This window comes from Paraburkholderia sp. EB58 (genome assembly GCF_050436665.1).
Classification (GTDB): domain Bacteria; phylum Pseudomonadota; class Gammaproteobacteria; order Burkholderiales; family Burkholderiaceae; genus Paraburkholderia.
In genome coordinates this window covers 92,095-113,743 of record NZ_JBNDMQ010000031.1, presented here as the reverse complement: position 1 = coordinate 113,743, position 21,649 = coordinate 92,095, and the positions used below count along the sequence as shown (strand labels likewise).

Annotated in this window: 23 protein-coding genes; 17 read left to right on the top strand and 6 right to left on the bottom strand. The window is 57.3% G+C overall.

Features of this window, described 5'->3' with window-relative positions:
- Positions 1 to 71: 71 nt before the first annotated feature.
- The gene (locus P3T40_RS33615; RefSeq protein ID WP_429272019.1) at positions 72 to 284 is read right to left on the bottom strand and encodes a hypothetical protein; all 213 of its coding nucleotides are present in this window, start codon (positions 282 to 284) and stop codon (positions 72 to 74) included.
- A gap of 681 nt (positions 285 to 965) precedes the next feature.
- Between P3T40_RS33615 and P3T40_RS33610 the strand changes: the two genes are divergently transcribed.
- The 9 genes from P3T40_RS33610 (at position 966) to P3T40_RS33570 (ending at position 8,815) form a co-directional block, all read left to right on the top strand.
- On the top strand, positions 966 to 1,532 hold the full coding sequence (locus P3T40_RS33610) for a MarR family winged helix-turn-helix transcriptional regulator (RefSeq protein WP_424784719.1): 567 nt from the start codon (positions 966 to 968) through the stop codon (positions 1,530 to 1,532).
- A gap of 303 nt (positions 1,533 to 1,835) precedes the next feature.
- Positions 1,836 to 3,038 (top strand): formaldehyde dehydrogenase, glutathione-independent, encoded by a 1,203-nt coding sequence (gene fdhA / locus P3T40_RS33605; RefSeq protein WP_429272028.1) that lies wholly within the window; start codon positions 1,836 to 1,838, stop codon positions 3,036 to 3,038.
- A 254-nt stretch (positions 3,039 to 3,292) separates the two neighbouring features.
- Positions 3,293 to 4,345 carry a Rieske 2Fe-2S domain-containing protein gene (locus tag P3T40_RS33600; RefSeq protein WP_429272018.1) on the top strand — a complete coding sequence of 351 codons (1,053 nt, stop codon included), beginning with the start codon at positions 3,293 to 3,295 and terminating at the stop codon, positions 4,343 to 4,345.
- Positions 4,346 to 4,411: 66 nt separating this feature from the next.
- Positions 4,412 to 4,570: a hypothetical protein gene (locus P3T40_RS33595; RefSeq protein ID WP_429272017.1), complete on the top strand. Its 159-nt coding sequence runs from the start codon at positions 4,412 to 4,414 to the stop codon at positions 4,568 to 4,570.
- A 444-nt stretch (positions 4,571 to 5,014) separates the two neighbouring features.
- On the top strand, positions 5,015 to 5,326 hold the full coding sequence (locus tag P3T40_RS33590; protein WP_429272016.1) for a Dabb family protein: 312 nt from the start codon (positions 5,015 to 5,017) through the stop codon (positions 5,324 to 5,326).
- 41 nt (positions 5,327 to 5,367) lie between these two features.
- Entirely contained in the window at positions 5,368 to 5,982 is a 615-nt protein-coding gene (locus tag P3T40_RS33585) for a glutathione S-transferase family protein (RefSeq protein WP_429272015.1), read from the top strand.
- On the top strand, positions 5,979 to 6,620 hold the full coding sequence (locus tag P3T40_RS33580; protein WP_429272014.1) for a glutathione S-transferase family protein: 642 nt from the start codon (positions 5,979 to 5,981) through the stop codon (positions 6,618 to 6,620). The genes P3T40_RS33585 and P3T40_RS33580 overlap by 4 nt, the downstream gene beginning before the upstream one ends.
- Before the next feature lie 455 nt (positions 6,621 to 7,075).
- Positions 7,076 to 7,681, top strand: a complete 606-nt coding sequence (locus P3T40_RS33575; RefSeq protein ID WP_429272013.1) for a helix-turn-helix domain-containing protein — start codon at positions 7,076 to 7,078, stop codon at positions 7,679 to 7,681.
- A gap of 36 nt (positions 7,682 to 7,717) precedes the next feature.
- Positions 7,718 to 8,815, top strand: a complete 1,098-nt coding sequence (locus P3T40_RS33570) for a maleylacetate reductase (RefSeq protein WP_429272012.1) — start codon at positions 7,718 to 7,720, stop codon at positions 8,813 to 8,815.
- Here the strand turns inward: P3T40_RS33570 and P3T40_RS33565 are convergent.
- Positions 8,773 to 9,675, bottom strand: a complete 903-nt coding sequence (locus P3T40_RS33565; protein WP_429272027.1) for a LysR family transcriptional regulator — start codon at positions 9,673 to 9,675, stop codon at positions 8,773 to 8,775. The two genes, P3T40_RS33570 and P3T40_RS33565, sit on opposite strands and share 43 nt — an antisense overlap.
- Before the next feature lie 131 nt (positions 9,676 to 9,806).
- Between P3T40_RS33565 and P3T40_RS33560 the strand changes: the two genes are divergently transcribed.
- The 7 genes from P3T40_RS33560 to maiA all read left to right on the top strand — a co-directional run bounded on the left by P3T40_RS33560 (position 9,807) and on the right by maiA (position 15,492).
- Entirely contained in the window at positions 9,807 to 10,793 is a 987-nt protein-coding gene (locus P3T40_RS33560) for a 2Fe-2S iron-sulfur cluster-binding protein (protein WP_429272011.1), read from the top strand.
- A 61-nt stretch (positions 10,794 to 10,854) separates the two neighbouring features.
- The gene (locus P3T40_RS33555; RefSeq protein WP_429272010.1) at positions 10,855 to 12,111 is read left to right on the top strand and encodes an aromatic ring-hydroxylating dioxygenase subunit alpha; all 1,257 of its coding nucleotides are present in this window, start codon (positions 10,855 to 10,857) and stop codon (positions 12,109 to 12,111) included.
- 1 nt (position 12,112) lies between these two features.
- Positions 12,113 to 12,586 (top strand): aromatic-ring-hydroxylating dioxygenase subunit beta, encoded by a 474-nt coding sequence (locus tag P3T40_RS33550; protein WP_429272009.1) that lies wholly within the window; start codon positions 12,113 to 12,115, stop codon positions 12,584 to 12,586.
- An 8-nt stretch (positions 12,587 to 12,594) separates the two neighbouring features.
- A complete protein-coding gene (locus tag P3T40_RS33545) occupies positions 12,595 to 12,906 on the top strand; it encodes a non-heme iron oxygenase ferredoxin subunit (RefSeq protein WP_429272008.1) in 312 nt (103 codons plus the stop codon).
- A 118-nt stretch (positions 12,907 to 13,024) separates the two neighbouring features.
- The gene (gtdA, locus tag P3T40_RS33540) at positions 13,025 to 14,056 is read left to right on the top strand and encodes a gentisate 1,2-dioxygenase (protein WP_429272026.1); all 1,032 of its coding nucleotides are present in this window, start codon (positions 13,025 to 13,027) and stop codon (positions 14,054 to 14,056) included.
- Between the two features lie 77 nt (positions 14,057 to 14,133).
- Complete coding sequence (locus tag P3T40_RS33535) at positions 14,134 to 14,832, top strand: fumarylacetoacetate hydrolase family protein (protein WP_429272007.1); 699 nt, start codon at positions 14,134 to 14,136, stop codon at positions 14,830 to 14,832.
- Positions 14,833 to 14,847: 15 nt separating this feature from the next.
- Positions 14,848 to 15,492: a maleylacetoacetate isomerase gene (gene maiA / locus P3T40_RS33530; protein WP_429272006.1), complete on the top strand. Its 645-nt coding sequence runs from the start codon at positions 14,848 to 14,850 to the stop codon at positions 15,490 to 15,492.
- A 35-nt stretch (positions 15,493 to 15,527) separates the two neighbouring features.
- Here the strand turns inward: maiA and gorA are convergent, their stop codons facing one another.
- From gorA to P3T40_RS33515, 3 genes are all read right to left on the bottom strand, one after another.
- Positions 15,528 to 16,883, bottom strand: a complete 1,356-nt coding sequence (gorA, locus tag P3T40_RS33525) for a glutathione-disulfide reductase (protein ID WP_429272005.1) — start codon at positions 16,881 to 16,883, stop codon at positions 15,528 to 15,530.
- A gap of 163 nt (positions 16,884 to 17,046) precedes the next feature.
- Positions 17,047 to 17,352, bottom strand: a complete 306-nt coding sequence (locus tag P3T40_RS33520) for a YciI family protein (protein WP_429272004.1) — start codon at positions 17,350 to 17,352, stop codon at positions 17,047 to 17,049.
- 412 nt (positions 17,353 to 17,764) lie between these two features.
- Positions 17,765 to 18,679, bottom strand: a complete 915-nt coding sequence (locus P3T40_RS33515) for a LysR family transcriptional regulator (RefSeq protein WP_429272003.1) — start codon at positions 18,677 to 18,679, stop codon at positions 17,765 to 17,767.
- Positions 18,680 to 19,541: 862 nt separating this feature from the next.
- On the opposite strand from P3T40_RS33515, the gene P3T40_RS33510 reads away from it, so the two are divergent.
- Positions 19,542 to 20,417, top strand: coding sequence for an intradiol ring-cleavage dioxygenase (locus P3T40_RS33510; RefSeq protein ID WP_429272002.1), 876 nt, complete (start codon positions 19,542 to 19,544; stop codon positions 20,415 to 20,417).
- A 165-nt stretch (positions 20,418 to 20,582) separates the two neighbouring features.
- Here P3T40_RS33510 and P3T40_RS33505 read toward each other — a convergent pair whose 3' ends face one another.
- Positions 20,583 to 21,563, bottom strand: a complete 981-nt coding sequence (locus P3T40_RS33505) for a LysR family transcriptional regulator (protein ID WP_429272001.1) — start codon at positions 21,561 to 21,563, stop codon at positions 20,583 to 20,585.
- Positions 21,564 to 21,649 lie beyond the last annotated feature (86 nt).

The following is a 21,649-nucleotide window of genomic DNA, read 5'->3' as shown; positions in this document are numbered from 1 at the left end:
AACGCATCATCGATGCCTGAGTAGCAAATTTGTTAGAGGGTATTTCACTATTTCTGCGCTGCGTTTGCGCGCTAATCCAGCGTGGAAGCATCGGCTTCCGGTTTCCATTGCGTTATCAACAGATCGAGCACGCGACGTCCTCGAATCGGTCTCCCGTCGACTGTGATCGCAGGGGAAACCGGATTATTTCGCTTTGCCGGCGTCAACGCGGTATGCCGTAATTCAACAACGACCTTGTCTTCAGTGTGCATGGCATCGACGGCGTTCCGGATATGGGAAATCATTGATTCGTCATCCTGACGTAAATTCCGGAGACACCGAAGCATTTGCGTGGTGACAAGTTCCCTTGCACTTCCCTCGAAAATGTTGCGATGTGCCAAGCGTTCTTAGGCCACATCATTTGCTCCTGCTCAAGGGTGAATATGGTTCCCGCCGTGTCGCGTGATCATGTGCTTTGAACAGGCCACGCTTATGACGAGATGATTGTTGCAGAGAAACTGCTCGGCAGCTTCGTCCTGCATGTGGCCGGCAAAAGCGGCCGACATCGAACCGATCATCCGACCGCGGCCGTAGTCAAGCCATTCAGTATACTGAATTGAATGGTATATTGTGAACTCGCTGCGTGCAAGCATTGGTTGCCCGGTAGTTTCCCCGATGTCGTGCCTTGAATGGTGCTGTCGATTGATGCTTAACCGCGGGCATCGCCCATTGCGTTAAGGCTGACGCGATTCCGTGACGCGAAGCGACCCGTACCCGGGTTTCTATAGTGCGCGCCCGAAGAATGCGATGCAGTCTTCGCAGTACTGGCGCGAGTGTCGGCCGATGCTGCCGCTGCGGTCCCTTGAGACGACTTAAGGGCTGCCGATGTATTGGTTAGATCCGACCGCGTGGCTCATAATCGGTGTCATGCGGCTAGCCGATCCACCTGATGCCGCCAGGCACTTACTGATCCAACTCGCACAGACATGACGAACATCCCATCCCCTCAGACACTTGATCCAGCGCCGGGCCTCAATTCCGTATTCATGGATCTGTATGAGCAGCCGGGCTACCTTTTTCGACGCGCACAGCAGATATCAGTTTCCATTTTCTACGAGATACTCGGCGATGAGGTCACGCCGATCCAGTATGCGATCCTTAGAATGCTGCACGAGCGGCCCGGCACAGACCAGAAGACGCTGGCTGGTCTAGTCGCGCTGGATACATCCAGCACAGCAACGACAGCCGAGCGACTGGAGGCCAAAGGGCTGATCGTTCGCGAACTTCACATAGCGGGGCGTCGCCAGCGATTGTTGTTTTTGACGCCCGAAGGGCAGAGGCTGTTAAGCAGCATGGTTGACGGAGTGCGGAAGATGCAGGATGAAATGTTTCGCAACTTCCAACCGGAGGAGAGGGCCACCCTTATGCGGCTGATGCACGAGTTCGTCTCCGTGAACAATGCGCGTAGCCGTGCACCGCTTGAGACGTCCGGCAGCGTCGATGCGCCACCGACGAAGGCGCGCAGAAAAGGGCCAGCAGGCAGGCGGCGATAACTTCACTCGTTGCACGGTACCTGACGCCGGGTACGCGCGCAGATGCACGCGCGGCCGTACAGACGAGGCGCTCGCCTTCGACCCTGATACGCGATCCCGGCGCACTGGATGCGGTCTATTAGGGACCGTCCTAGGGAAAACCAGAGCGATTTTCTAACTTGAGTCCCAGTGATGCGTGGATTACCATTCAGTGCACTGAATGGAGTTCAATCACCGAACGCATTCCACCGTAATGCCCAATGTGGCAGACGGGTTGCTGTCAACCGGCACTGTGGAATGTCAAAAAGGAGGCTGTCGATGAGCATCAGCAACAACGAGGGTGTCGTGTACGTCGGACCTGGCAAGGTCGAAGTGCAGTCAATCGACTTTCCGAAACTTGTCGATCCGCGTGGACGGACGATTGAACACGGCGTAATCCTCAAGGTCGTGTCGACGAACATCTGTGGTTCGGACCAGCACATGGTGCGCGGCCGCACGACGGCACATGCCGGGCTTGTTTTGGGTCACGAGATCACTGGCGAGGTAATTGAGAAAGGCCGTGACGTCGAAACTCTTGCAATCGGCGATCTGGTCTCCGTGCCTTTCAATGTCGCGTGCGGGCGCTGTCGCACGTGCAAGGCGCAGCATACTGGAGTCTGCCTGTCGGTCAATCCGACCCGTGCGGGAGGTGCGTACGGCTATGTTGATATTGGCGGGTGGGTAGGCGGCCAGGCGCGCTACGTGATGGTCCCGTACGCCGACTTCAATCTGTTGAAATTCCCCGATCGTGCGCAGGCGCTGGAAAAGATCCGCGACCTTACCTGCCTGACGGACATCTTGCCTACGGGGTATCACGGGGCGGTTACGGCAGGCGTCGGCCCGGGAAGTACTGTCTATATCGCCGGAGCAGGTCCCGTGGGGCTGGCTGCAGCCGCGGCATCACGACTTTCCGGCGCGGCAGCGGTTATCGTAGGCGACATCAATCCTGCCCGGCTCGTTCACGCGCGCGAAGTGGGTTTCCTCACCGTTGATCTGTCGCAGGACGCGAGTCTCGCCGAACAAATCGAGCAGATTCTCGGTTCTCCGGAAGTTGATTGCGCGGTCGATGCAGTGGGCTTTGAGGCACGGGGACATGGCCATCAGGGCGCGCAGCACGAAGCACCCGCAATCGTGCTCAACTCGCTGATGGAGATAACCCGGGCCGCTGGCATGATTGGCATTCCCGGCCTTTACGTTACCGATGATCCAGGCGCTGCGGACGATGCGGCTCGCAAGGGCAGCCTCAGCGTTCGCTTTGGATTGGGGTGGGCGAAGTCCCACACCTTCTTTACGGGGCAAACCCCCGTGATGAAATACAACCGGGCGTTAATGCAGGCCATCCTTTGGGACCGAATCAACATCGCGGACATCGTCGGGGTGGAAGTCCTCCCGCTTGAAGACGCAGCGCGCGGATATGCGGAGTTTGATGCTGGCGCACCGCGGAAATTCGTTCTCGATCCGCATGCAATGCTCCGGGCCGCAGCGTAGCCCACAATCGTTGCAAGTCTTCAGTCGTCGCGTCGGCTGCTAGACCTTAGCAGGGGCGTGGCAAGTTGTGCGACGCGTTTGCTCGCCCGCCAGCTTGGCGTGCCGCTCGAACTGGTTCTGTTTGACGCGCTGTACGGCTTCTGGCCGCTCGGCTGAAACCGACGCGGACGAAGCCGCTTGACGCTTCGCGTCAGCACATACGATCCCCATTCCGCTGGTTCCGTAACGATCCCAACCTATCAAGGAGACACACCATGAATGCTCCCCACCCGAACATGCCGGAATCATCGTCCGCTTTCCCGCTGGATCGCTGGTACGTCGCCGGCTTTTCATGGGAGCTCAGCGATAAGCCGATCGCGCGAACGATTCTCGGGCATCCACTGGTACTGTTCCGCATGGCGGAGAAAGCGGTGGCACTCGAGGACCGTTGTTGTCACAAGAATCTTCCGCTGTCACTCGGCACCCTCGAAGATGAGGGGCTTCGCTGCGGCTATCACGGCCTTCTCTTCGGTGCGGATGGCGCTTGCAAAGAGGTACCTGGCCAACTTGGTATCCCCGGTAAGGCGAGGGTGCGCGCCTACGAGGTCAGGGAGCGCGATCAGATTCTGTGGATCTGGTTTGGGTCGTCTGAGCACCCGGTGCCGCAAGAGGAGCCACCAGGCTATTGGGTACATAAGGATCCTCAGTACAAATTTGGAGGAGGTGTATTTCACTATGAGGCGCCGTATCAGGTCATACATGACAACTTGCTCGATCTGAGCCATCTGGGTTATGTGCATCTCAGAACCATTGGCGGCAACGCACGCGTCCACATGGAGGCGGACACGAAAATTGAGCAGGAGGGCGACACGATACGCGTCACCCGATATATGCGGGATTCCGAGCCGCCGCCGACTTACTCCGCAGCCTGGCCTTTCTCGGGGAGCGTTGATCGTTGGCAGGAGATTGACTTCCGCGTGACGCACCTGCTGATTTGGGCAGGTGCCATGGAGCCGGGAGCGGAGAGCCTTTCAGACCCGAACCGGGGAGGATTCCACATCCGTAGCTTCCACGGCGTGACGCCTGAAACTGAAACGAGCGCGCATTACTTTTGGACGGTCGCCACCAATCCTCATCCTGACATGCAGGACGTGACAGAGATTGTGCGCTCCCAGAGCGAACTCACGTTCCAGGAAGACAAGACCGTGATAGAGGCGCAGTACCGCAATATGTTGCGATTCTCTGGCGCATCGACTGTTGATGTCCACGTGGATGTAGCACCAAACCGTGCTCGACGCATCATCGATCGACTTTGCTCCAGGCGGTGATGCTATGCACCTCCTTCATTGCGGCCTAAATCGCGCGCTTCGCGAAGTCGCGGCGCAGTACGTTTGATGCGCACCGGCCGCCGCGAACCAACGGTGCTGGCTTGGCGCGAAACGCTGCGCGTGACCAGGTCGCTCACGGTGCAGTACAACCGGGTGCTGTACCTCCAGGAGGACACCCCCAAGAACCTCTGGCTTCTGCACCGTTATATCGAGGTCTGGGAGTAGCTGGACGAATCCATCGAGATCCGGGCCGAGGGACAGCTGCTGCCGTATCGTGAGTATGACCGGCTCACCGAGGTGCGCAGCGAGGCTTTGGCTGCCTCGATCGGTGCCCGACCGCATTGTCGGAATGCAACGCCGAATCTGCAGGGCAAGCCGCGCAGTTCATTGACCTTCATGACGCGAATACTGACCGGTTGCTGGCGCATGCGGTGCAGTGCACGTGGGAACTAGGCTTTGCACTTGACTAGGTAGACGGATACTCAGTCGTAAGCAAGGAGCTGGCCGCTCCGTCTCTCTTGACTTGCAACGCGCGGGAGACGGAGTCCCATGTTTGACGTAGCTCCAGCCATTGAACGCCGTTACAGTAGATCCAATGATTTCTCGCCTAGCCTCTGGCGCAGAATCAGGTTGGCTAACGAAGGTGAACTTTAAAGGTTACTCATCGAAATGATTAAGCACATTGTGATGTGGACTGTAACGGGTCAAACAAAAGAGGAAAAGGCCAATGCTATCCACAAGGTGAGATCGGCCTTTGACGGAATCGTTGGGATCGTCCCTGGCCTTGTGAAGGTTGAAGTCGGTGCGGATGTTAGCCGAATCGATTACGCGTGCGACGTAGTGCTCTATTCAGAGTTCGAGTCCAAGGCTGCGCTGGAAAACTATGCAACGCACCCGGCCCACCTGAAGATCAAGGAAGATCTGGCGGGCGTGCGCGTAGGTCGATATCAAGTCGACTATGTTGTGGAACAAGCTGCGTAGTCCGGAACGGATTCAAGAATGATGCAGGAGTATCAAGCGAAATGATAAAACTCTACGGATGGGGCACACCGAACGGCCGCAAGATATCCATCGCCCTTGAGGAGTTGGCGTTGCGTTATAGCGTCACCCGGGTTGATATCACGAAAGATGAGCAGTTCACTAAAGAATTCCTCTCGCTTAATCCTAACAATAAAATCCCGGTCATCGTCGATGAGGACGGTCCGGATGGCCGGCCGATTACGGTATTCGAGTCCGGGGCGATTCTGATGTACCTGGCTGACAAGACGGGGAAGTTGATGCCTGGGTCGGGACGCGCCTACTATCGGACGCTCCAGTGGCTGATGTTTCAAATGGGCGGAGTCGGCCCGATGTTAGGGCAGATGCATCACTTTCAGCGATATGCGCGGGAACAGGAATATGGCCTCAAGCGATACGGGGCAGAAACCCGCCGTCTTTACGGCGTCCTTGACAAGCAACTCGCGCACAATGAATTTGTCGCTGGCAGCGATTACAGCATAGCCGACATCGCGGTCTACCCGTGGATTGCACGATTCGAATTGCACCAGATCGAGTGGTCGTCTGTCAAAAACGTAAAGCGCTGGTATGACCAGCTCGGCGCCAGGGGCGCGGTAAAACGCGGTATGGAGGCTTTGTGACGAATCAGGGGTATTCTTTCACTGTTCTCGGACGGAATACGTCGTCGAATGTCCAGAAGGTAATGTGGCTTCTAGCGGAGATTGGCCAGGTTTGTACCCGCGTCGACATGGGTGGGTCATACGGCGGCAACCGCGAAGAAGCCTATTTAAAAAAGAATCCAAACGGCGTCGTTCCGACGCTTTTGCATGGTGAAGAGACTATCTGGGAATCTAATACGATTCTCAGATATATCTCTGCCATCTCTTTCGAGTCGAAGCTTTATCCGGCCCGCGCCTTGGCGCGGGCAGAGATCGAACGTTGGATGGACTGGCAGTTAGGTACGTTTGGCCCAGTGAACGCGCTGCTTTATCAAAGTATCATACGAACCCCTGAACACCAAAGGCAGCCCGATGTAATCGAAAAGCATCGAGCCCGTAACGCAGAACTACTCGGCATTTTGAACAATGTGCTATCGCAACATAAGTTTGTTGCGGGGGACGAGTTTACGCTCGCTGACATCGCGATCGGTCCGTTAGTTCACCGCTGGTTCAATCTTCCTGTGGAGCGACCGGAATACGGATTCGTTCGTACCTGGTACGACGGTCTATGCGAGCGGAAGCCTTTCGTCGAACATGTCCGGCAAATCGCGTTCGTGTAGAGAGGGTGAGGCGGGACGTTTAAAGTCCGTATAGGCAGGCAGATGCTGAACGAACCGGATCGCTTCTCCCGAACAACGGTCAGGTGACGCCCCAGAGGGCAGGTGGAGAGACATGTTGCTTGTATGTTTGAAGGAGTTGAGAAGTGACAGGCACAGAACCAATTCGCAGCGAAGAAACGCATGGCATAGTCACGCGACCGGCATGTAAGCCGTTCTACTCGAGTGGGAACCTTGGGTGGACATCGCTAGCCGCATCTGTCCAAAGTGAGCTTCCCTTTCAGGCGAACTTCGATCCGGTTCGACATCACTTGCTGGTATTTCATATGAGCCGGGGGGGGCGCGTGAACGCGCGCTCGGACGATAAGGTCGTCAGGCGTGACGTCCCGGCAAAAGGAATCTTTTTTTGGCCAGCGGATCGCGGATTCAGTATTGGACTCGAGTCCAGGGTCGAGACAATGCATCTGTACCTGCATCGGGAAATTTGGGGCGAATGCCTCGCTGATCTGGATGACGAGGGCGCGAAGGTGGCGCAGTGGGCACCGGAAATGTGTGTTCAGGACACGTTGCTTTGGGAAATCGCGAATGAAATTTCGAGGTTGATGCAGTCGAAGGCCGAGGGCGTTGGACTCTACGTCGATACCTTGGCTGTGGCCATGGCAAAACGATTGATAGCTCGTCAGTTCCGAGGGCAGGTTGCCAGCGCCCACGGATTCAATCCCGTTGCCCTGTCACCCGTCAGATTGCGGGAAATTACCGAGTACGTCGACGCCAACCTATGTGAACAGATCAGCCTGGCGAACCTGTGCAATCTGGTTGGGATGAGCCAGTCAAACTTCGTACGAAGATTTAACGCAACCCTTGGGCAAACGCCTTACCAGTTCGTACTGAGTCGACGGATAGAATCGGCAAAAACATTCCTCTCGCGGACAAATAAATCTCTGGTCACGATCGCTCTCGATTGCGGATTTTCACATCAGGAACACTTAACAAATGTATTCCGCCGCCGCCTGAACACAACGCCTGCGGCTTTTCGTCGAGCGTCGGGTAGGCGCGGGTTCTAAGCTGGCTCCGTTCCCCTTTTAAGAATCACATGAATCATGTCTGAAACATTCGTCTATCAGGCGCTCTCCACGCGCGTCATATTTGGGCGCGCAACGATCGCCAATCTGCGTGAAGAGGCAGACCGTCTCGGGCTGCGCAGGCTGCTGGTGCTCTCTACGCCGGAGCAGACGCCGCTCGCCGAGAGCGTCCGCCAGGTGCTTGGCGATCGGGCCATCGGCATGTTCAATAATGCGACCATGCACACGCCGGTCGAGGTCACCAGGCGTGCAATGGATCTGGCAGAGCAGCTGAATATCGACGGCGTGGTCGCCGTCGGTGGCGGCTCGACGACAGGGCTCGGCAAAGCCATCGCGTTGCGCACCGATTTGCCGCAGATTGTTCTGCCGACGACCTATGCGGGATCGGAGGTGACACCGATTCTGGGTGAGACCGAGGACGGCCGGAAAACCACGCAGCGCGGCCCGAAGATTCAGCCGGAGGTCGTGATCTACGATGTGGACCTGACGCTGTCGCTTCCACCCTCGATGTCGGCCCTTTCGGCCTTCAACGCCATCGCCCACGCCGCCGAGGCGCTTTACGCCCCTGACGGGAACCCCATCGTAGCGCTGATGGCCGAGGACGGCGTGCGTGCCATTGTGGATGCATTACCGCGCGTGATGAGGACACCTGGCGATCCTGAGGCACGCGCCGCGCTGCTCTACGGAGCATCGCTGTGCGGATCCTGCCTCGGTATGACGACGATGGGCTTGCACCATAAACTCTGCCATACGCTGGGCGGCTTGTTCGATCTGCCGCATGCGCAGACGCATGCGATCGTGCTGCCTTACGCGCTGGCGTACAACGAGCCGATGATTCCAGCCGCGATGGGCCGGCTAGCACGTGCGATGCAGACCGATGACGCGATAGGCGCACTCCTGCAGCTCGAACGCGAATGCGCGATACCGCTTGCGTTGCGCGACATCGGCATGCCTCGCGAGGGCATCGTGGCTGCGGTGGAGCAGGCGATAGCGGTTCCTTACAAGAACCCTCGTCCGGTCGAGGCTGCGGCACTCACAGATTTGCTCGAGTCTGCCTGGGCGGGCGAGACGCACTACAAAGCGAATTCATCAAAAACAATCTGTCGCAGCCACTGACTGCTCGGCTCCCGGTGGTTGCGAGCATGCCACAAGACATTGACCGTGATATCGGGGATCTTGACGGGGCACGGCGCACTTTGAAGACCGAACGGCGTGAGCGTGCGAGCGGCATAGGCTTCAGGAACGACGGCGATCAGATCTGTCGTTTGTAGAATATGACCGACTGCGACAAAGTGCGGAACGCACAGCCGCACATTTCGTTGCACGCCCGCGCGCTGAATGGCAGTATCCACCATGCTGTGTCCGGTTCCCTCGGCGACGATCGATACGTGCTCGGCCGCGAGGAACGATTTCATTGACAGTTCGCTCCTGGCGAGCGGGTGGTGCGTGCGGAAGAGGCAGACGTATCGCTGGCGAAAGAGCCGTCTCTGAAAAAAGCCCGTCTTCAGATCGGGTAAAAAGCCGATCGCCAGATCGACCTCGCCGCGTTCCATCTCGTCACGCAGCGTGTCCGATTGATTGCGCACTGTGCTGATCGTGACACCCGGTGCCTCCGTCGCGAGGCGCTGCATCAATGCCGGCAGGAAATAGATTTCGCCGATGTCGGTCATCTCGACTGTGAAGGCACGCGATGCCGACGATGGATTGAATTCGGCGGTGGCGTTCAGCGAGTCATGAATGGTTCCCAACGCATAGCCAATTGGCTCAGCGAGCGATTCTGCAAACCGTGTGGGAACCATACCCTTCGATGTACGCAGGAAAAGCTCGTCACCGAGAAGCTTGCGCAGCCGGTTCAATGCGTTGCTGATCGCGGGCTGCGAGATGCCCAAGGTGACGGCGACAGCCGACACGCGGCGCTGCCGTAACAGCTCGTTGAAGACGACGAGCAGGTTCAGATCGATATCCTGGAGTTCCATCATGTACCCCCTCGATGAAGGCATCATTATCACTCATGGTGATAATGTATATCAACGAACTTCTATTTATTTATTTTACAGTTGAGCCCAAGATGTACGCATAAGACGGTTAGATCGGAGGCAATGTCCCCATGGAAGTTTCAATTCAGCCCTTGAGCCGAACGCTCGACTTTCGCCCGGGCGAAAACCTGCTCGAAGTCCTGCGCAACAACCAGATCCCGATCTCATACAGCTGCATGTCCGGCCGATGCGGGACATGCCGATGCCACGTGAGGTCCGGCAATGTCATGACGTCTGGCGTTGCGGAGTCGAACGCTCCTGCGGTCGATGGACAAACGATCCTCGCGTGTCAGACCACGCTGGTCGACAACTGCGTCATCGAGATTCCCGAGATTGACGAAATCGTCGCGCATCCGGCGAAGATCCTGAAGACGACCGTGATCGGGATCGAGGATCTCACTCACGACATCAAGCGTATCCGGCTGTCGCTGCCGAAATCGTTCGAGTTCTCGCCCGGCCAGTACGCCACACTGCAGTTCACGCCGCAACACGTCCGTCCGTATTCGATGGCAGTGACGGCGAACGCCGAAGAAGTCGAGTTCCATATTCGACTGGTGCAAGACGGGCGCGTCACGTCGTATGTGGAGAAGGAGCTTGCCGTCGGTCAGTCGGTGCGCCTCAGCGGTCCGCTTGGAACCGCCTATCTGCGGAAGAAATATGCCGGACCCATTGTGTGCATCGCTGGCGGTACAGGCCTCGCGCCTATTCTGTCGATTCTGAGGGGCATGGTCGAAGCTGACATGCGCAATCCCGTGCACATCTATTTCGGCGTGCGATCCGAACAGGACATTTATGGACTGCATTGGCTTGAAGAGCTACGCGAGGCCCTTCCGGCATTGACGGCACATGTGGTGGTGGCGTCCGGTCAAGCCGGCGGCGTGCATCGTACGGGCGTCGTCACGGACGCCGTCAATGCGGACTGGAAAAGCATGAGCGGTTGGCGCGCCTATCTCGCGGGAGCGCCTGCCATGGTCGAAGCTGCGACCATTCTGCTTCGGCAGAAAGGCGTCGAGCCGGACCATATCTACGCGGATGCATTTTACGCGAGCGGCGTTTAGGCAATGACTTTCTTTCAGCCAAAGGCTTCCTTTTAGACAAAAGCGTCTCAGGAGAGACACCATGCAAGAGACACCTGTGTTTTTTTCCCCGCAGGCATGGAAGGACGACGGCTCAAGCCGCGTTCCGTTCTGGACCTACACGGACGATTCTATCTACCGCAAGGAACTCGAGCGGTTCTTTTATTCGGGCCACTGGAATTACGTCGGGTTCGAGGCCGAGATCCCGAATACCGGCGACTTCAAGCGCACCGTAGTAGGCGAAAGGTCGGTGATAGTCACGCGGACGCAGGACGGTGAGGTCGCCGTCATCGAGAATGTCTGCGCCCATCGCGGCGTGCGATTCTGCCGCGAGAAGTCTGGCAATCGCAAGGACTTTACGTGCCCGTACCATCAATGGAACTATGACCTGAAGGGCAATCTCGTCGGCGTGCCGTTCCGTCGCGGTGTGAAGGCGGACGGCAAGGTGAACGGCGGCATGCCGAAGGATTTCGACCCCAAGGAACACGGGTTGACGAAGCTGAAGGTCGCGACGCGCAACGGCGTGATCTTCGCCTCGTTCGATCATGACGTGCCGTCGCTCGAGGAATATCTGGGTGCGAGCATGCTCGGCTATTTCGACCGCGTTTTCGACGGGCGCAAGCTGAAGATCTACGGTTACAACCGCCAGCGCATTCCCGGCAATTGGAAGCTGATGCAGGAGAACATCAAGGATCCGTACCATCCGGGGTTGCTTCACACATGGTTCGTCACGTTCGGTCTTTGGCGCGCCGACAACAAGTCCGAGCTGAAGATGGATGAGCAGTTCCGTCATGCGGCGATGATCTCGACCCGAGGGTCGGGCGGAAAGGGAGAGGTCACAGCGGGCGTGTCGAGCTTCAAGGAGCAGATGGCGCTTCACGACGACCGCTTTCTCGACGTCGTGAGCGAACCGTGGTGGAACGGCCCGACGGCGGTGCTGATGACGCTGTTTCCGAGCGTGATCATCCAGCAGCAGGTCAATTCGCTTTCCACGCGCCACATCCAGCCCAACGGCCAGGGGTCTTTCGATTTCGTGTGGACGCATTTCGGCTTTGAAGACGATACCGAGGAGATGACCCAGCGGCGTCTGCGACAGGCGAACCTGTTCGGACCAGCCGGTTTCGTCTCGGCCGATGACGGCGAGGTGATCGAATTCTCGCAAGAAGGCTTTGGGCAAAAGCCCTCCCATCGAACGATTGTGGAACTCGGCGGCCAGGAGGTGGCGGATTCCGACCATATGGTTACCGAAACGTTGATTCGCGGGATGTACAACTACTGGCGTCGTGTGATGGAGATCTGAGATGCTCGATTTTGAAAACTGGCAAAAAATGGTCGCCCTCTATACGGATTACGGGCTGGCAGTGGACGGCAATGAATGGTCGCTTTGGCTGGAGTTTTTCACCGAGGACTGCGTGTACAAGATCCAGCCTCGCGAGAACTACGACCGCGGCTTTCCCTTGGCCACCCTTGCGTTCGAGAGCAAGGGCATGCTCAAAGACCGGGTCTACGGCATGACGGAAACGATCTTCCATGACCCGTACTACCAGCGTCACGTCATCGGAGTCCCGCAGGTAATTTCAGTCACCGACGAGCGTATCGAGTCGCAGGCGAACTACGCGGTGTTTCGGACCAAACCCGACGGGGTGACGACGGTATTCAACGTCGGTCGCTACGTCGATTGCATTCGCCGCACGCCTGCCGGCCTGAAATTTGAAAGCAGGATCTGCGTCTTCGACAGCGAAATGATCCCGAACTCGATCATCTACCCGATTTGAGGCTAAAGATGGAAAAACAGTGGACAAGAATCATTGAGTTGGTTGCAGTGCCGGTTGACGACGTGACGGCCGTCAATGCGGGTGGACGGGAAATCGCCGTTTGCAACGTCGATGGGGCTGTGTACGCAACCGACAATATCTGCACGCACGGTCACGCGCGCCTGTGCGATGGATTCCTCGACGGCCACGAGATCGAGTGTCCGTTGCACCAGGGAAAGTTCGATGTCCGTTCGGGTAAGGCGATGTGCGTGCCCCTCACAGAGGATCTCCGGTGTTATCCCGTGAAGATCGAAGACGGGAACGTCTACATCGAAATCTAGCGCGGACCGGTGAATGTTGTAGACGGTTCTAATCCATTCGACGTGTGATTCGCGCTCGCCATACCGCGGCGAGAGGGACACACGTGTCGTAAGGAATCCAGACGTGACTGCGAATACAATCAGCGAAGAACGCACAGCCTACTACCAGCACCTCTCGGGTCAAGGGCTTGCCCCGCTTTGGGAATCGCTACACAACCTCGTACCGAAGGAGCCTCGACCGCAGGCGAAGGTCGCGATCTGGAGGTATGCCGGGATCCGGGATCTGGTCATGCAGGCTGGCGCCGTCATTTCGGCGGAAGAGGCGGTTCGCCGCGTCCTTGTCCTCGAGAACCCGGGCTTGCCTGGCAAGTCGAGCATCACGCCGGCACTCTATGCGGGACTGCAACTGATCCTTCCAGGCGAAGTCGCACCGAGTCATCGGCATACTCAATCGGCGCTGCGGTTTATCGTGGAGGGGCGGGGCGCATGGACTGCCGTGAACGGCGAGCGTACAACGATGCATCCAGGGGATTTCATCATCACGCCATCGTGGACATGGCATGACCATGGCAATCCAGAAGTGGACGAGGGCGGCGAGCCGGTCGTCTGGCTCGATGGCCTCGATATTCCGATTGTCGGCGCACTGGACGCTGGCTTCGCCGAGAGCTACCCGGAACGCACGCAGCCAGTGCTGCGGCCCGAAGGCGACAGCTTTGCACGCTTCGGTCATAACATGGCTCCGGTCCGGCATGTAGCAAGCAATCCAACATCGCCTATCTTCAGCTACCCGTACGAACGTAGTCGGGAAGCGCTGGACACGTTGTATCGCAACGGCAAACTCGACGAGTGGGACGGCGTGAAGCTTCGCTATCTGAATCCGGTTACCGGCGGTTGGCCAATGCCGACCATCGCGACGTTCATGCAACTGCTACCAGCTGGCTTTACCGGCAAGACATATCGGTCGACGGATGCGACCGTCTATTGCGTCGTCGAAGGCGAAGGCAGCGTGCAAATCGGCGAAGAAGCATTCGCGTTTGCGCCCCACGACGTCTTCGTCGTTCCGTCGTGGCAGCCGGTCAGCCTGAAGGCGGAGAGCGAATGCGTGCTCTTCAGCTATTCGGACCGTCCGATTCTTTCAGCGTTAAACCTGTTGCGCGAACAACGCGGCTAACCGCAACAGTCGTGACGCTGTCTGGTTATAGCGGCACTCACACAGAACTTTTAGCCATTCTTCAGGAGCACCCTGGTATGAAATTCGTCTTTCCCCCTGAGGCCCCCGTCTCGATTCCGGTGGTGGGTAGTGACGCGCGATTTGCGGTTCGCCGCGTCTATTGCGTTGGCCGAAACTACGCCGCACACGCGCGGGAGATGGGATTCGATCCCGATCGCGAGCCGCCATTTTTCTTCTGCAAGCCGGCGGACTCTGTCGTCCCGGTTGGTTACGGGGAGGCACTCGAGCTGGGCTACCCGTCGCAGACCACCAATTATCACTATGAGGCGGAGCTGGTCGCCGTGATTGGCAAGGGCGGGGCGGACATTCCGCTCGAACGCGCGCTCAAGCACGTATGGGGCTATGCAGTGGGTCTGGACATGACGCGTCGCGACCTGCAGATGAAGATGCGGGAAATGGGGCGCCCGTGGGAAATCGGTAAGGCATTCGACCGCTCCGCACCTATCGGGCCTATCCACAAGGCGAGTGATGTGGGTCATTTCGAGAACGGCGATCTTTGGCTGACGGTGAACGGAGAGACGAAGCAGCAGAGCAATGTCTCTCACCTGATCTGGTCGGTAGCGGAAACGGTCGCCGATCTCTCGAAGTTTTTCCAGCTAGAGCCGGGCGATGTTATCTATACCGGTACGCCGGAAGGTGTGGGTGCGGTGAAGAATGGAGATGCCATCAAGGTGGGCGTCGAGAGGCTCGGCGAGTTGCAGGTAAAAATCGTATAAGCCGCGGAAGCTACCATGCAACTCTATAGCTTTTTTAATAGTTCGACGTCGAACCGGGTGCGTATTGCGCTCGCCCTCAAAGGGGTGCCGTTCGAGTACGCGGCGGTGAATATCCGCACTGCTGAGCACCGCGCACCAGACTACGTCGCTGACGTCAATCCGTCGGGTTTAGTGCCTGCCGTTGTGGATGGAGACTTCAGTCTCGGTCAGTCGCTCGCGATCATTGACTGGCTGGATACCCGATATCCGGCGCCGCGCCTCATCCCGCGCGGTGGCGAGCAGCGAACCCGGATCCTTGAGTTGTCGTATCTGATCGCGTGCGACATTCATCCCGTCAACAACCTGCGCATCCTCAAATATCTGGATGCGACGCTGAAGGTTTCGCCCGAGCAGAAGAGCGCGTGGTATCGGCACTGGATCAAGGAGGGCATGGAAGGTGTCGAGCTGCTTCTCGGGAAATACGGGAGCGGTCCATGGTGCTTCGGCGATGCACCCACGCTCGCCGATTGCTGTCTTGTGCCGCAGATTTCAAACGCGCTCCGGATGGGATGCGAGCTAGATGCCTATCCGCGCGGCATGGCGGTTTTCCGGCATGCGAGCGAGCATCCAGCGTTTGGCGCGGCACAACCGAAGTCGCAGCCTGATTTCGTCGCGTCGTGATGAAGCTGGACACCCGCCTAAAGGCGGGCATCCTTTTAAGCAGTAACCTTGGTGCGCATCGTGACGAATTCTTCGGCGATGGTGGGATGAATACCAACGGTAGCATCGAACTGCGCCTTCGTCGCCCTGCACTTGATCGCCACGGCAAAGCCCTGCAGAAGCTCACCCGCGTCGTCACCTACCATATGAACACCGAGGACACGATCGCTTTCGCGGTCAACGATCAGCTTGAGCAACACCTTTTCGCCCGATGCCAAAACGGCATGCTTGAGAGGCGTGAAAATGCTACGGTACAGGTCGACTGTGTACCCACCATGGATTGCCTGTTCCTCGCTCAGCCCAACGGTTGCGATATTCGGATGACTAAAGATCGCCGTAGGAACACCGTCGTAGTCCATTTGGTCTGCGCCGTTATTGAAAAGACGATCCGCGACCAGCATACCCTCGGCCAACGCAACAGGTGTCAGTTGCATTCGATGAATGACGTCTCCGACTGCGTATATGGACGGCTGAGCAGTTTGGAATACATCGTCAACCACGATCGAGCCGTTCGCCGCGAGCGCGACGTCGGCCGACTCCAAACCCAAACCGGCAGTATTCGGTAGCCGCCCGGTTGCGTAGAGGACTGTGTCACAGGACAGCCGCACGTCATCGCCCGTCACGCAACTCAATGTCGTACCGTCACGTTCGACTTTTTCGATTGTCGTGTCGAACCGGATGCGCACGCCCCGCTTGCTCATCTGCTCCGCAACGAAGTTACCGAGGTCTGCGTCGAAATTCTTCAGCAAGCGATCCCTACGGTAGACCAACGTCGTGTCCACACCAAGGCCGTTAAATATGGATGCAAACTCAACGGCAATATAGCCACCCCCGACGACGACAACGCGCTTCGGCAGTTTGTCGAGATAGAACGCATCGTCTGAGGTAATGCAATGTTCCGCGCCTTCGATTTCCGGCAGGGTGGGACTGCTCCCCGTCGCGACGAGAATGTACTTCGACGTAAAAGTGCGTCCGTCCACTTCAACGGTGTGCGGCCCTGTAACGGTTGCCCTTCCCCAGATCAGTTCGACGCCAGACTGGTTTAGCAAATTGCGGTAGACGCCATTCAGCCGCTCGATTTCCCGGTTCTTCGCGTCTAGCAAGCTGCGCCAGTCGAACGTAAGCTGGTCAAACGACCAACCATATCCGCGGGAGTCTTCCAGGTCCTTTTTGAAATGCGCTGCGTAAGAAAACAGTTTCTTCGGAATGCATCCGATATTTACGCAGGTGCCGCCCAGGAAACGTTGTTCCGCTACCGCAACACGCGCGCCGAAAGCGGTCGCGCGTCGACTTGCGCGAATCCCTCCAGAGCCGGCACCAATGGTAAAGAGATCAAAATCGTAGCCAGACACTAAGGGCCTCCTAATCAAGTAAATTACCCGTTCTTGCGATTCAATGTGGCCGCATCGCAAGCGTCTACCCTAAAGTGCAGTTTTCAACCATGCTAACGAGAAACCGGCGCAAGCTCACGCCGTGACGTTGCGCGGCGTACCCCATTACCGGTGTTGCACGCCGTTACGCGGCCTTGTCGTCGTGCTTTCCATGCTTCCAGCGTTCGATGATGGTCGTTGAAAATAGACCTGCCTTGGTGAACGGATCGTTTGCGACGAAAGCTTCGGCTTCGGCCCAGTCTTCTGCCTCCAGAATCAGAAAGCTGCCAGTCATGTCGTTGTCGCCAGTTCCCGTTCCGGCACCCAAAGTTGGGCCACCTAACAGGATTTTGTGGGAGAGAGGCTTGAGGTACTGCAGATGCTGTTCGTAGTTGTCGAGGCGGACCTGAAGGTGACCGGTTTTGTCTTTACGGTAAATCAGAAACAGCATGGTTGCTTCTCCATTCTTGTTTAAGCCCGCTTGGCGGGAGGACGGCGAAAACTGCAATTAAATGGGACGCCGTCGGCACTCAGCTGAAGCGAGGGAAGTCCGTGGATGAGCGCATACCGGTAACGCTGTACTCGTTGCCGGTATGAGTTCATTCCTCGCAGGATGGCCGTCTGGCATCTCGTACAGCCGGTGGGTTTCGGTTGACGTTGCAATTTTGACGTGTGGCGTAGTGCCGCACTTGATAGGTCTGACTATGCACTGTCCGATTCAGTATAGGAGCGCCCCAAGCGGATGACCATGCTATTTCTGCAAATACGTTTCTCGCCAGGCGGGACGGCTGCTTGCTGTTCAACCCCCACCTTGCGTTCGGAACGACCCGTTGAGCTGCCGAATATGGCCAAGATAGCTTTGCTCACGCGGTCCATTTCCGCTCGAATTCCATTGCCTCAAAATGGTCGATCAGGAAGTCGATGAACGTTCGAACTTTTGCCGGAACGAACCGTCTACTCGCGTAGGCCAGATTTATCGTGAGCCGCGGCAGTTCCCATGCGTCGAGTACAGGCACCAACCGGCCACTGACGATGTCGTCGTAAATCACGTACTTGGGCTGCACAAGAATTCCGAAACCTTGCAGTGCGGCCGCTCGAATCACCTGTCCTTCGTTACTTTTCATTGCCCCGCTGACCGGCAGTGCCGTCGTGACTCCGTCACGGGTCAAATGCAGCTCGTCGGGTCGATTGGCATGGCTGTAGAGCAAGAGTTGATGCTGATTCAGGTCGCCCGGATCTCGCGGAATCCCGTGCTCGGTCAGATAGTCCGGTGAGGCCGCCAGCACGCGCCGGGTCACGGCCAGGCGCCGGACGGTGATGCTCGAGTCCGACTCGTATTCCCTCGTGCGCACGGCAAGGTCGACATCGCTATCCAGCAGGTTCGTGTAGCGGTTGTTGGTTTCGACGTGTACGGTGACCTTCGGATAGTGACGCGCAAATTCGGGCAGAAGCGGGCCGATATGATTCATTGCAAAAGAAGCGGTCGAGGTGACCCGAAGGATGCCGCTCGGACTGACTGCGCTGGCACTTGCGAGAGATTCGGCTTCTTGGAAGGCCGCGAGCAGTTGCTTGCAGCGCTCGAAGTGCTCCTGCCCGATTTGTGTGAGATAGATTTGCCGCGTACCGCGATCGACGAGCCGGGCACCGAGGCGTGTTTCGAGTCCGATCAGGTAGCGGCTTGCTGACGAGACCGACAACTCAAGTTTCTCGGCAGCCTTGGTTATGTTTCCGAGTTCCGCGATGCGTACGAAGAGCTCAATTTCAGTCAGTCGGTCCATTGCCTCACGTGTCTAAGGAGGTTAGCTGCGGATTTAGGCGGTCGTGACCGCCGAAATGGGGAACATGGCCGCTTCGGCGAGTTTGGGCGCTGCCGGGAGCTATTTGAAATCCAGCAGTGCGGAATGAGGATTCCCACGAGAGGAGACCCAGATACGGCGGCACGCGAGGCCAAAGGTTTCCGCGCACGTGATTGTCCGCCGCGGGTGCGGCGCCTGTCAATGCCGGGTATGAACAGCTGCGCGTCATGAAGATCGAGAACGTGATTACATGCCGAACCGATCCATTGAGCGGCGGGATCGACGTGGCTGCGCATCTTTGCCGCTAGCCCTTATGCGAAGGTGCGATCTGCATACGAACGGTTCTTTCAGATGCAGGCGAGAATAGTAAGAATTTGCAGGAACCTGCGCTCGAATTTGCGGAACATGGACCGTGCCGATGACTTAAGAAAAGCAGGTTTGTTGAATGGATTGAGGCTTGGGAAGCTAGGGATCCGGCCGAACGACCGGCCGATCCCCGTGTAAGCCGCGAGGAAAATAGATCGCTGCCTTGTCATTCATTGCACTGATCGGGTGGGTGTGGAGACTGTTCGAGCTGAGAAGATAGGTAACCGTCAGGAATGCTTGCCAAGAGCAGATCTTCAGGCACGAGCCCTGGTTCTCAGCTCCTATCGGCGAACACCTCCGGTAAGCCGTCCGGACGCTTTTTCTTGTTGATGCGACAGATTAGGCGGCCTCAAGCCGTTTTCGGGAACGTGATCCATTCAAGCAGTAGGGTAGATGAGAGCAAGCGCGGGTGGATGCAGTGATTAAAGAGGCGAGCTAGCCGCTAACGACAGATCGAGTACTAATAGGGGAATCAAAAATGATGAATCTTGACGAAAACAATATCACGGAAGAAGTGCTTCGACGGATCGAAAATACACCAGATAAGCGTCTTAAAGAAATCATGACGGCGCTGGTGAGGAATCTTCATACCTTCGCGCGCGAGATTCGCCTGACCGAGGCCGAGTGGATGAAGGGTGTTGAATTTCTGACGAAAACAGGTCAAATCAGCGACGAGGTCCGGCAAGAAATGATCTTACTCTCGGACACGTTAGGCCTTTCCCAGCTAGTCGTCGCGCAGAATCACAGTAGGCCTCAGGGCGCGACTGAACAAACGGTGTTCGGTCCATTTCACGTCGAGGGCGCTCGCACTCTGCCGGCGCACGGCGCCGATATCGGCGGTGAAGCCGTTGGGGATCCGCTTTGGGTGACGGCACGGATCACCGATCTGGACGGCCGCGCTGTTTCAGACACTTTGGTTGACGTTTGGCAGGCCGACAGCGCAGGATTCTACGATGTTCAGGATACGGACTGGAACCTGGACGATGCGGAATTGCGCGCGGTGGTGAAGACTGACGCGGAAGGCCGCTTCAGCTTCCGCTCGGTCTTGCCGAGCAGTTACCCGATTCCAATGGACGGTCCTGTTGGCGATATGATGAGAGCGACAAACCGGCATCCGATGCGACCCGCTCATATTCACTTCATGGTCCGGAAAGCGGGATTTGATACGCTCGTTACGCACGTTTTCGCCGAAGGGGATGCCTATCTAGACTCCGATGCGGTTTTCGGAGTGCGGAGTTCCTGTATTGGGAATTACACTCGGCACGAACCTGGGGTCACGCCGGATGGAACCAACAGCGAAAGCCCGTTCTACACGTTGGACTATGTATTCAAGTTGGTCCGATCGGAGAAATGACGCACTCGGCGGCCCGTGGTGAGACGTTCGTGTCTCGCGGAGGCATTGATAGGCTAACCTCGCAAGCGGGCGATGAGCGGATTACCGCGTGACCGGGTCGAGGTAGCTCGGTAGGAGACGTCGCTTTGTCAAAGCGACGTTTTTTTGCCGACGCCTTGCCTTGCACTACGTGGTAGCCGGATGAAATGTGTGTGACGCTCGCGCGGTGCTTTGACCGTCACCTGAATGACCAAGCGCACACCGCTTGGTCATTATCTTCAGCAACGCCTGAATGAAGCCTGGCTCCGCCGCCGCTCGGGAACGGCCCTTGAGGTTGATCCGACAGAAATCCAGCGGTACGACGGGATCCTCGATCAGCGCTACATCAACATTCATCCCTTGAACGGCCGCGATCACAAATGACGGCAGGATCGCGCTTCCAAAACCCGCTTCGGCCATTGCCAGCACTGTCGGAATGTTGTTGAAAGTCAGGCGTTGCTCGCTGGCGCAGGAAATCGACGCCAATTGAATGTCAACCAGTTGCTGAACGGGGTTGTCGGGGCGGAGTGCAATTAAGGTCCGATTGGCTAGCGCCGACCATCGCAGCCGCTGTACTGGCCTTGTCTGCCACGTTGGAGACGTACTTCCCGCCGCCGAAATACATACCAGGTCGCAATGGAAAATCTTCTCGCGCTCAAGTGCGGCTGCCGGGTTCAGGAACATACCGAAACCGACGTCCACCTCACCCGCTTCGACAAGTGGTTGAATCTGATTGCGCTCGACGTCGATGATCTTGACCGTCACGTCGGGATCCTGCTCCCGAAATAAGGCACATGCCTCAGGCATCAAGGTTGCCGCCACGAGCGGCGTGGTGGCAATCGATAGCGTCTGCCGGGCGTGCGTGGACAACCGTCCAATGCAGGAAGCAGCGGCATCGAGCGATGAAATCGTCTGATGTGCCGCAGCAACAAGCTGCTCGCCCGCCAAAGTCAGCGAGACCGTTCGGGTTGTCCGGTCGAATAGACGGCATCCAAACTGTCTTTCCAGGTCTTGAATCATCAAGCTGAGTCCCTGCTGCGTAATGTGCAGGTTTTCAGCTGCCCTGGTGAAGCTCTTCAGCCGAGCCACTTCCGAAAACGCCTTCAACTGCCGCAGCGAAATATTCATCAGCTCCTCATGTCAATCCATTTGATAAGCACGTTTTACATGAACGATAGCAAAGTGTCTAATCTTTGAGATGAAACTGCGGAGAC

What these genes read in the sequence shown, in the direction of transcription:
- P3T40_RS33565 (WP_429272027.1), bottom strand. Translation starts at nt 9,675, where the DNA reads ATGGAACTCCAGGATATCGATCTGAACCTGCTCGTCGTCTTCAACGAG.
- P3T40_RS33615 (WP_429272019.1), bottom strand. Translation starts at nt 284, where the DNA reads ATGATTTCCCATATCCGGAACGCCGTCGATGCCATGCACACTGAAGAC.
- P3T40_RS33515 (WP_429272003.1), bottom strand. Translation starts at nt 18,679, where the DNA reads ATGGACCGACTGACTGAAATTGAGCTCTTCGTACGCATCGCGGAACTC.
- P3T40_RS33535 (WP_429272007.1), top strand. Translation starts at nt 14,134, where the DNA reads ATGAAATTCGTCTTTCCCCCTGAGGCCCCCGTCTCGATTCCGGTGGTG.
- P3T40_RS33575 (WP_429272013.1), top strand. Translation starts at nt 7,076, where the DNA reads ATGCATCTGTACCTGCATCGGGAAATTTGGGGCGAATGCCTCGCTGAT.
- P3T40_RS33570 (WP_429272012.1), top strand. Translation starts at nt 7,718, where the DNA reads ATGTCTGAAACATTCGTCTATCAGGCGCTCTCCACGCGCGTCATATTT.
- P3T40_RS33595 (WP_429272017.1), top strand. Translation starts at nt 4,412, where the DNA reads ATGCGCACCGGCCGCCGCGAACCAACGGTGCTGGCTTGGCGCGAAACG.
- P3T40_RS33555 (WP_429272010.1), top strand. Translation starts at nt 10,855, where the DNA reads ATGCAAGAGACACCTGTGTTTTTTTCCCCGCAGGCATGGAAGGACGAC.
- P3T40_RS33610 (WP_424784719.1), top strand. Translation starts at nt 966, where the DNA reads ATGACGAACATCCCATCCCCTCAGACACTTGATCCAGCGCCGGGCCTC.
- P3T40_RS33600 (WP_429272018.1), top strand. Translation starts at nt 3,293, where the DNA reads ATGAATGCTCCCCACCCGAACATGCCGGAATCATCGTCCGCTTTCCCG.
- P3T40_RS33585 (WP_429272015.1), top strand. Translation starts at nt 5,368, where the DNA reads ATGATAAAACTCTACGGATGGGGCACACCGAACGGCCGCAAGATATCC.
- P3T40_RS33560 (WP_429272011.1), top strand. Translation starts at nt 9,807, where the DNA reads ATGGAAGTTTCAATTCAGCCCTTGAGCCGAACGCTCGACTTTCGCCCG.
- maiA (WP_429272006.1), top strand. Translation starts at nt 14,848, where the DNA reads ATGCAACTCTATAGCTTTTTTAATAGTTCGACGTCGAACCGGGTGCGT.
- P3T40_RS33590 (WP_429272016.1), top strand. Translation starts at nt 5,015, where the DNA reads ATGATTAAGCACATTGTGATGTGGACTGTAACGGGTCAAACAAAAGAG.
- P3T40_RS33510 (WP_429272002.1), top strand. Translation starts at nt 19,542, where the DNA reads ATGATGAATCTTGACGAAAACAATATCACGGAAGAAGTGCTTCGACGG.
- P3T40_RS33520 (WP_429272004.1), bottom strand. Translation starts at nt 17,352, where the DNA reads ATGCTGTTTCTGATTTACCGTAAAGACAAAACCGGTCACCTTCAGGTC.
- P3T40_RS33550 (WP_429272009.1), top strand. Translation starts at nt 12,113, where the DNA reads ATGCTCGATTTTGAAAACTGGCAAAAAATGGTCGCCCTCTATACGGAT.
- P3T40_RS33505 (WP_429272001.1), bottom strand. Translation starts at nt 21,563, where the DNA reads ATGAATATTTCGCTGCGGCAGTTGAAGGCGTTTTCGGAAGTGGCTCGG.
- P3T40_RS33545 (WP_429272008.1), top strand. Translation starts at nt 12,595, where the DNA reads ATGGAAAAACAGTGGACAAGAATCATTGAGTTGGTTGCAGTGCCGGTT.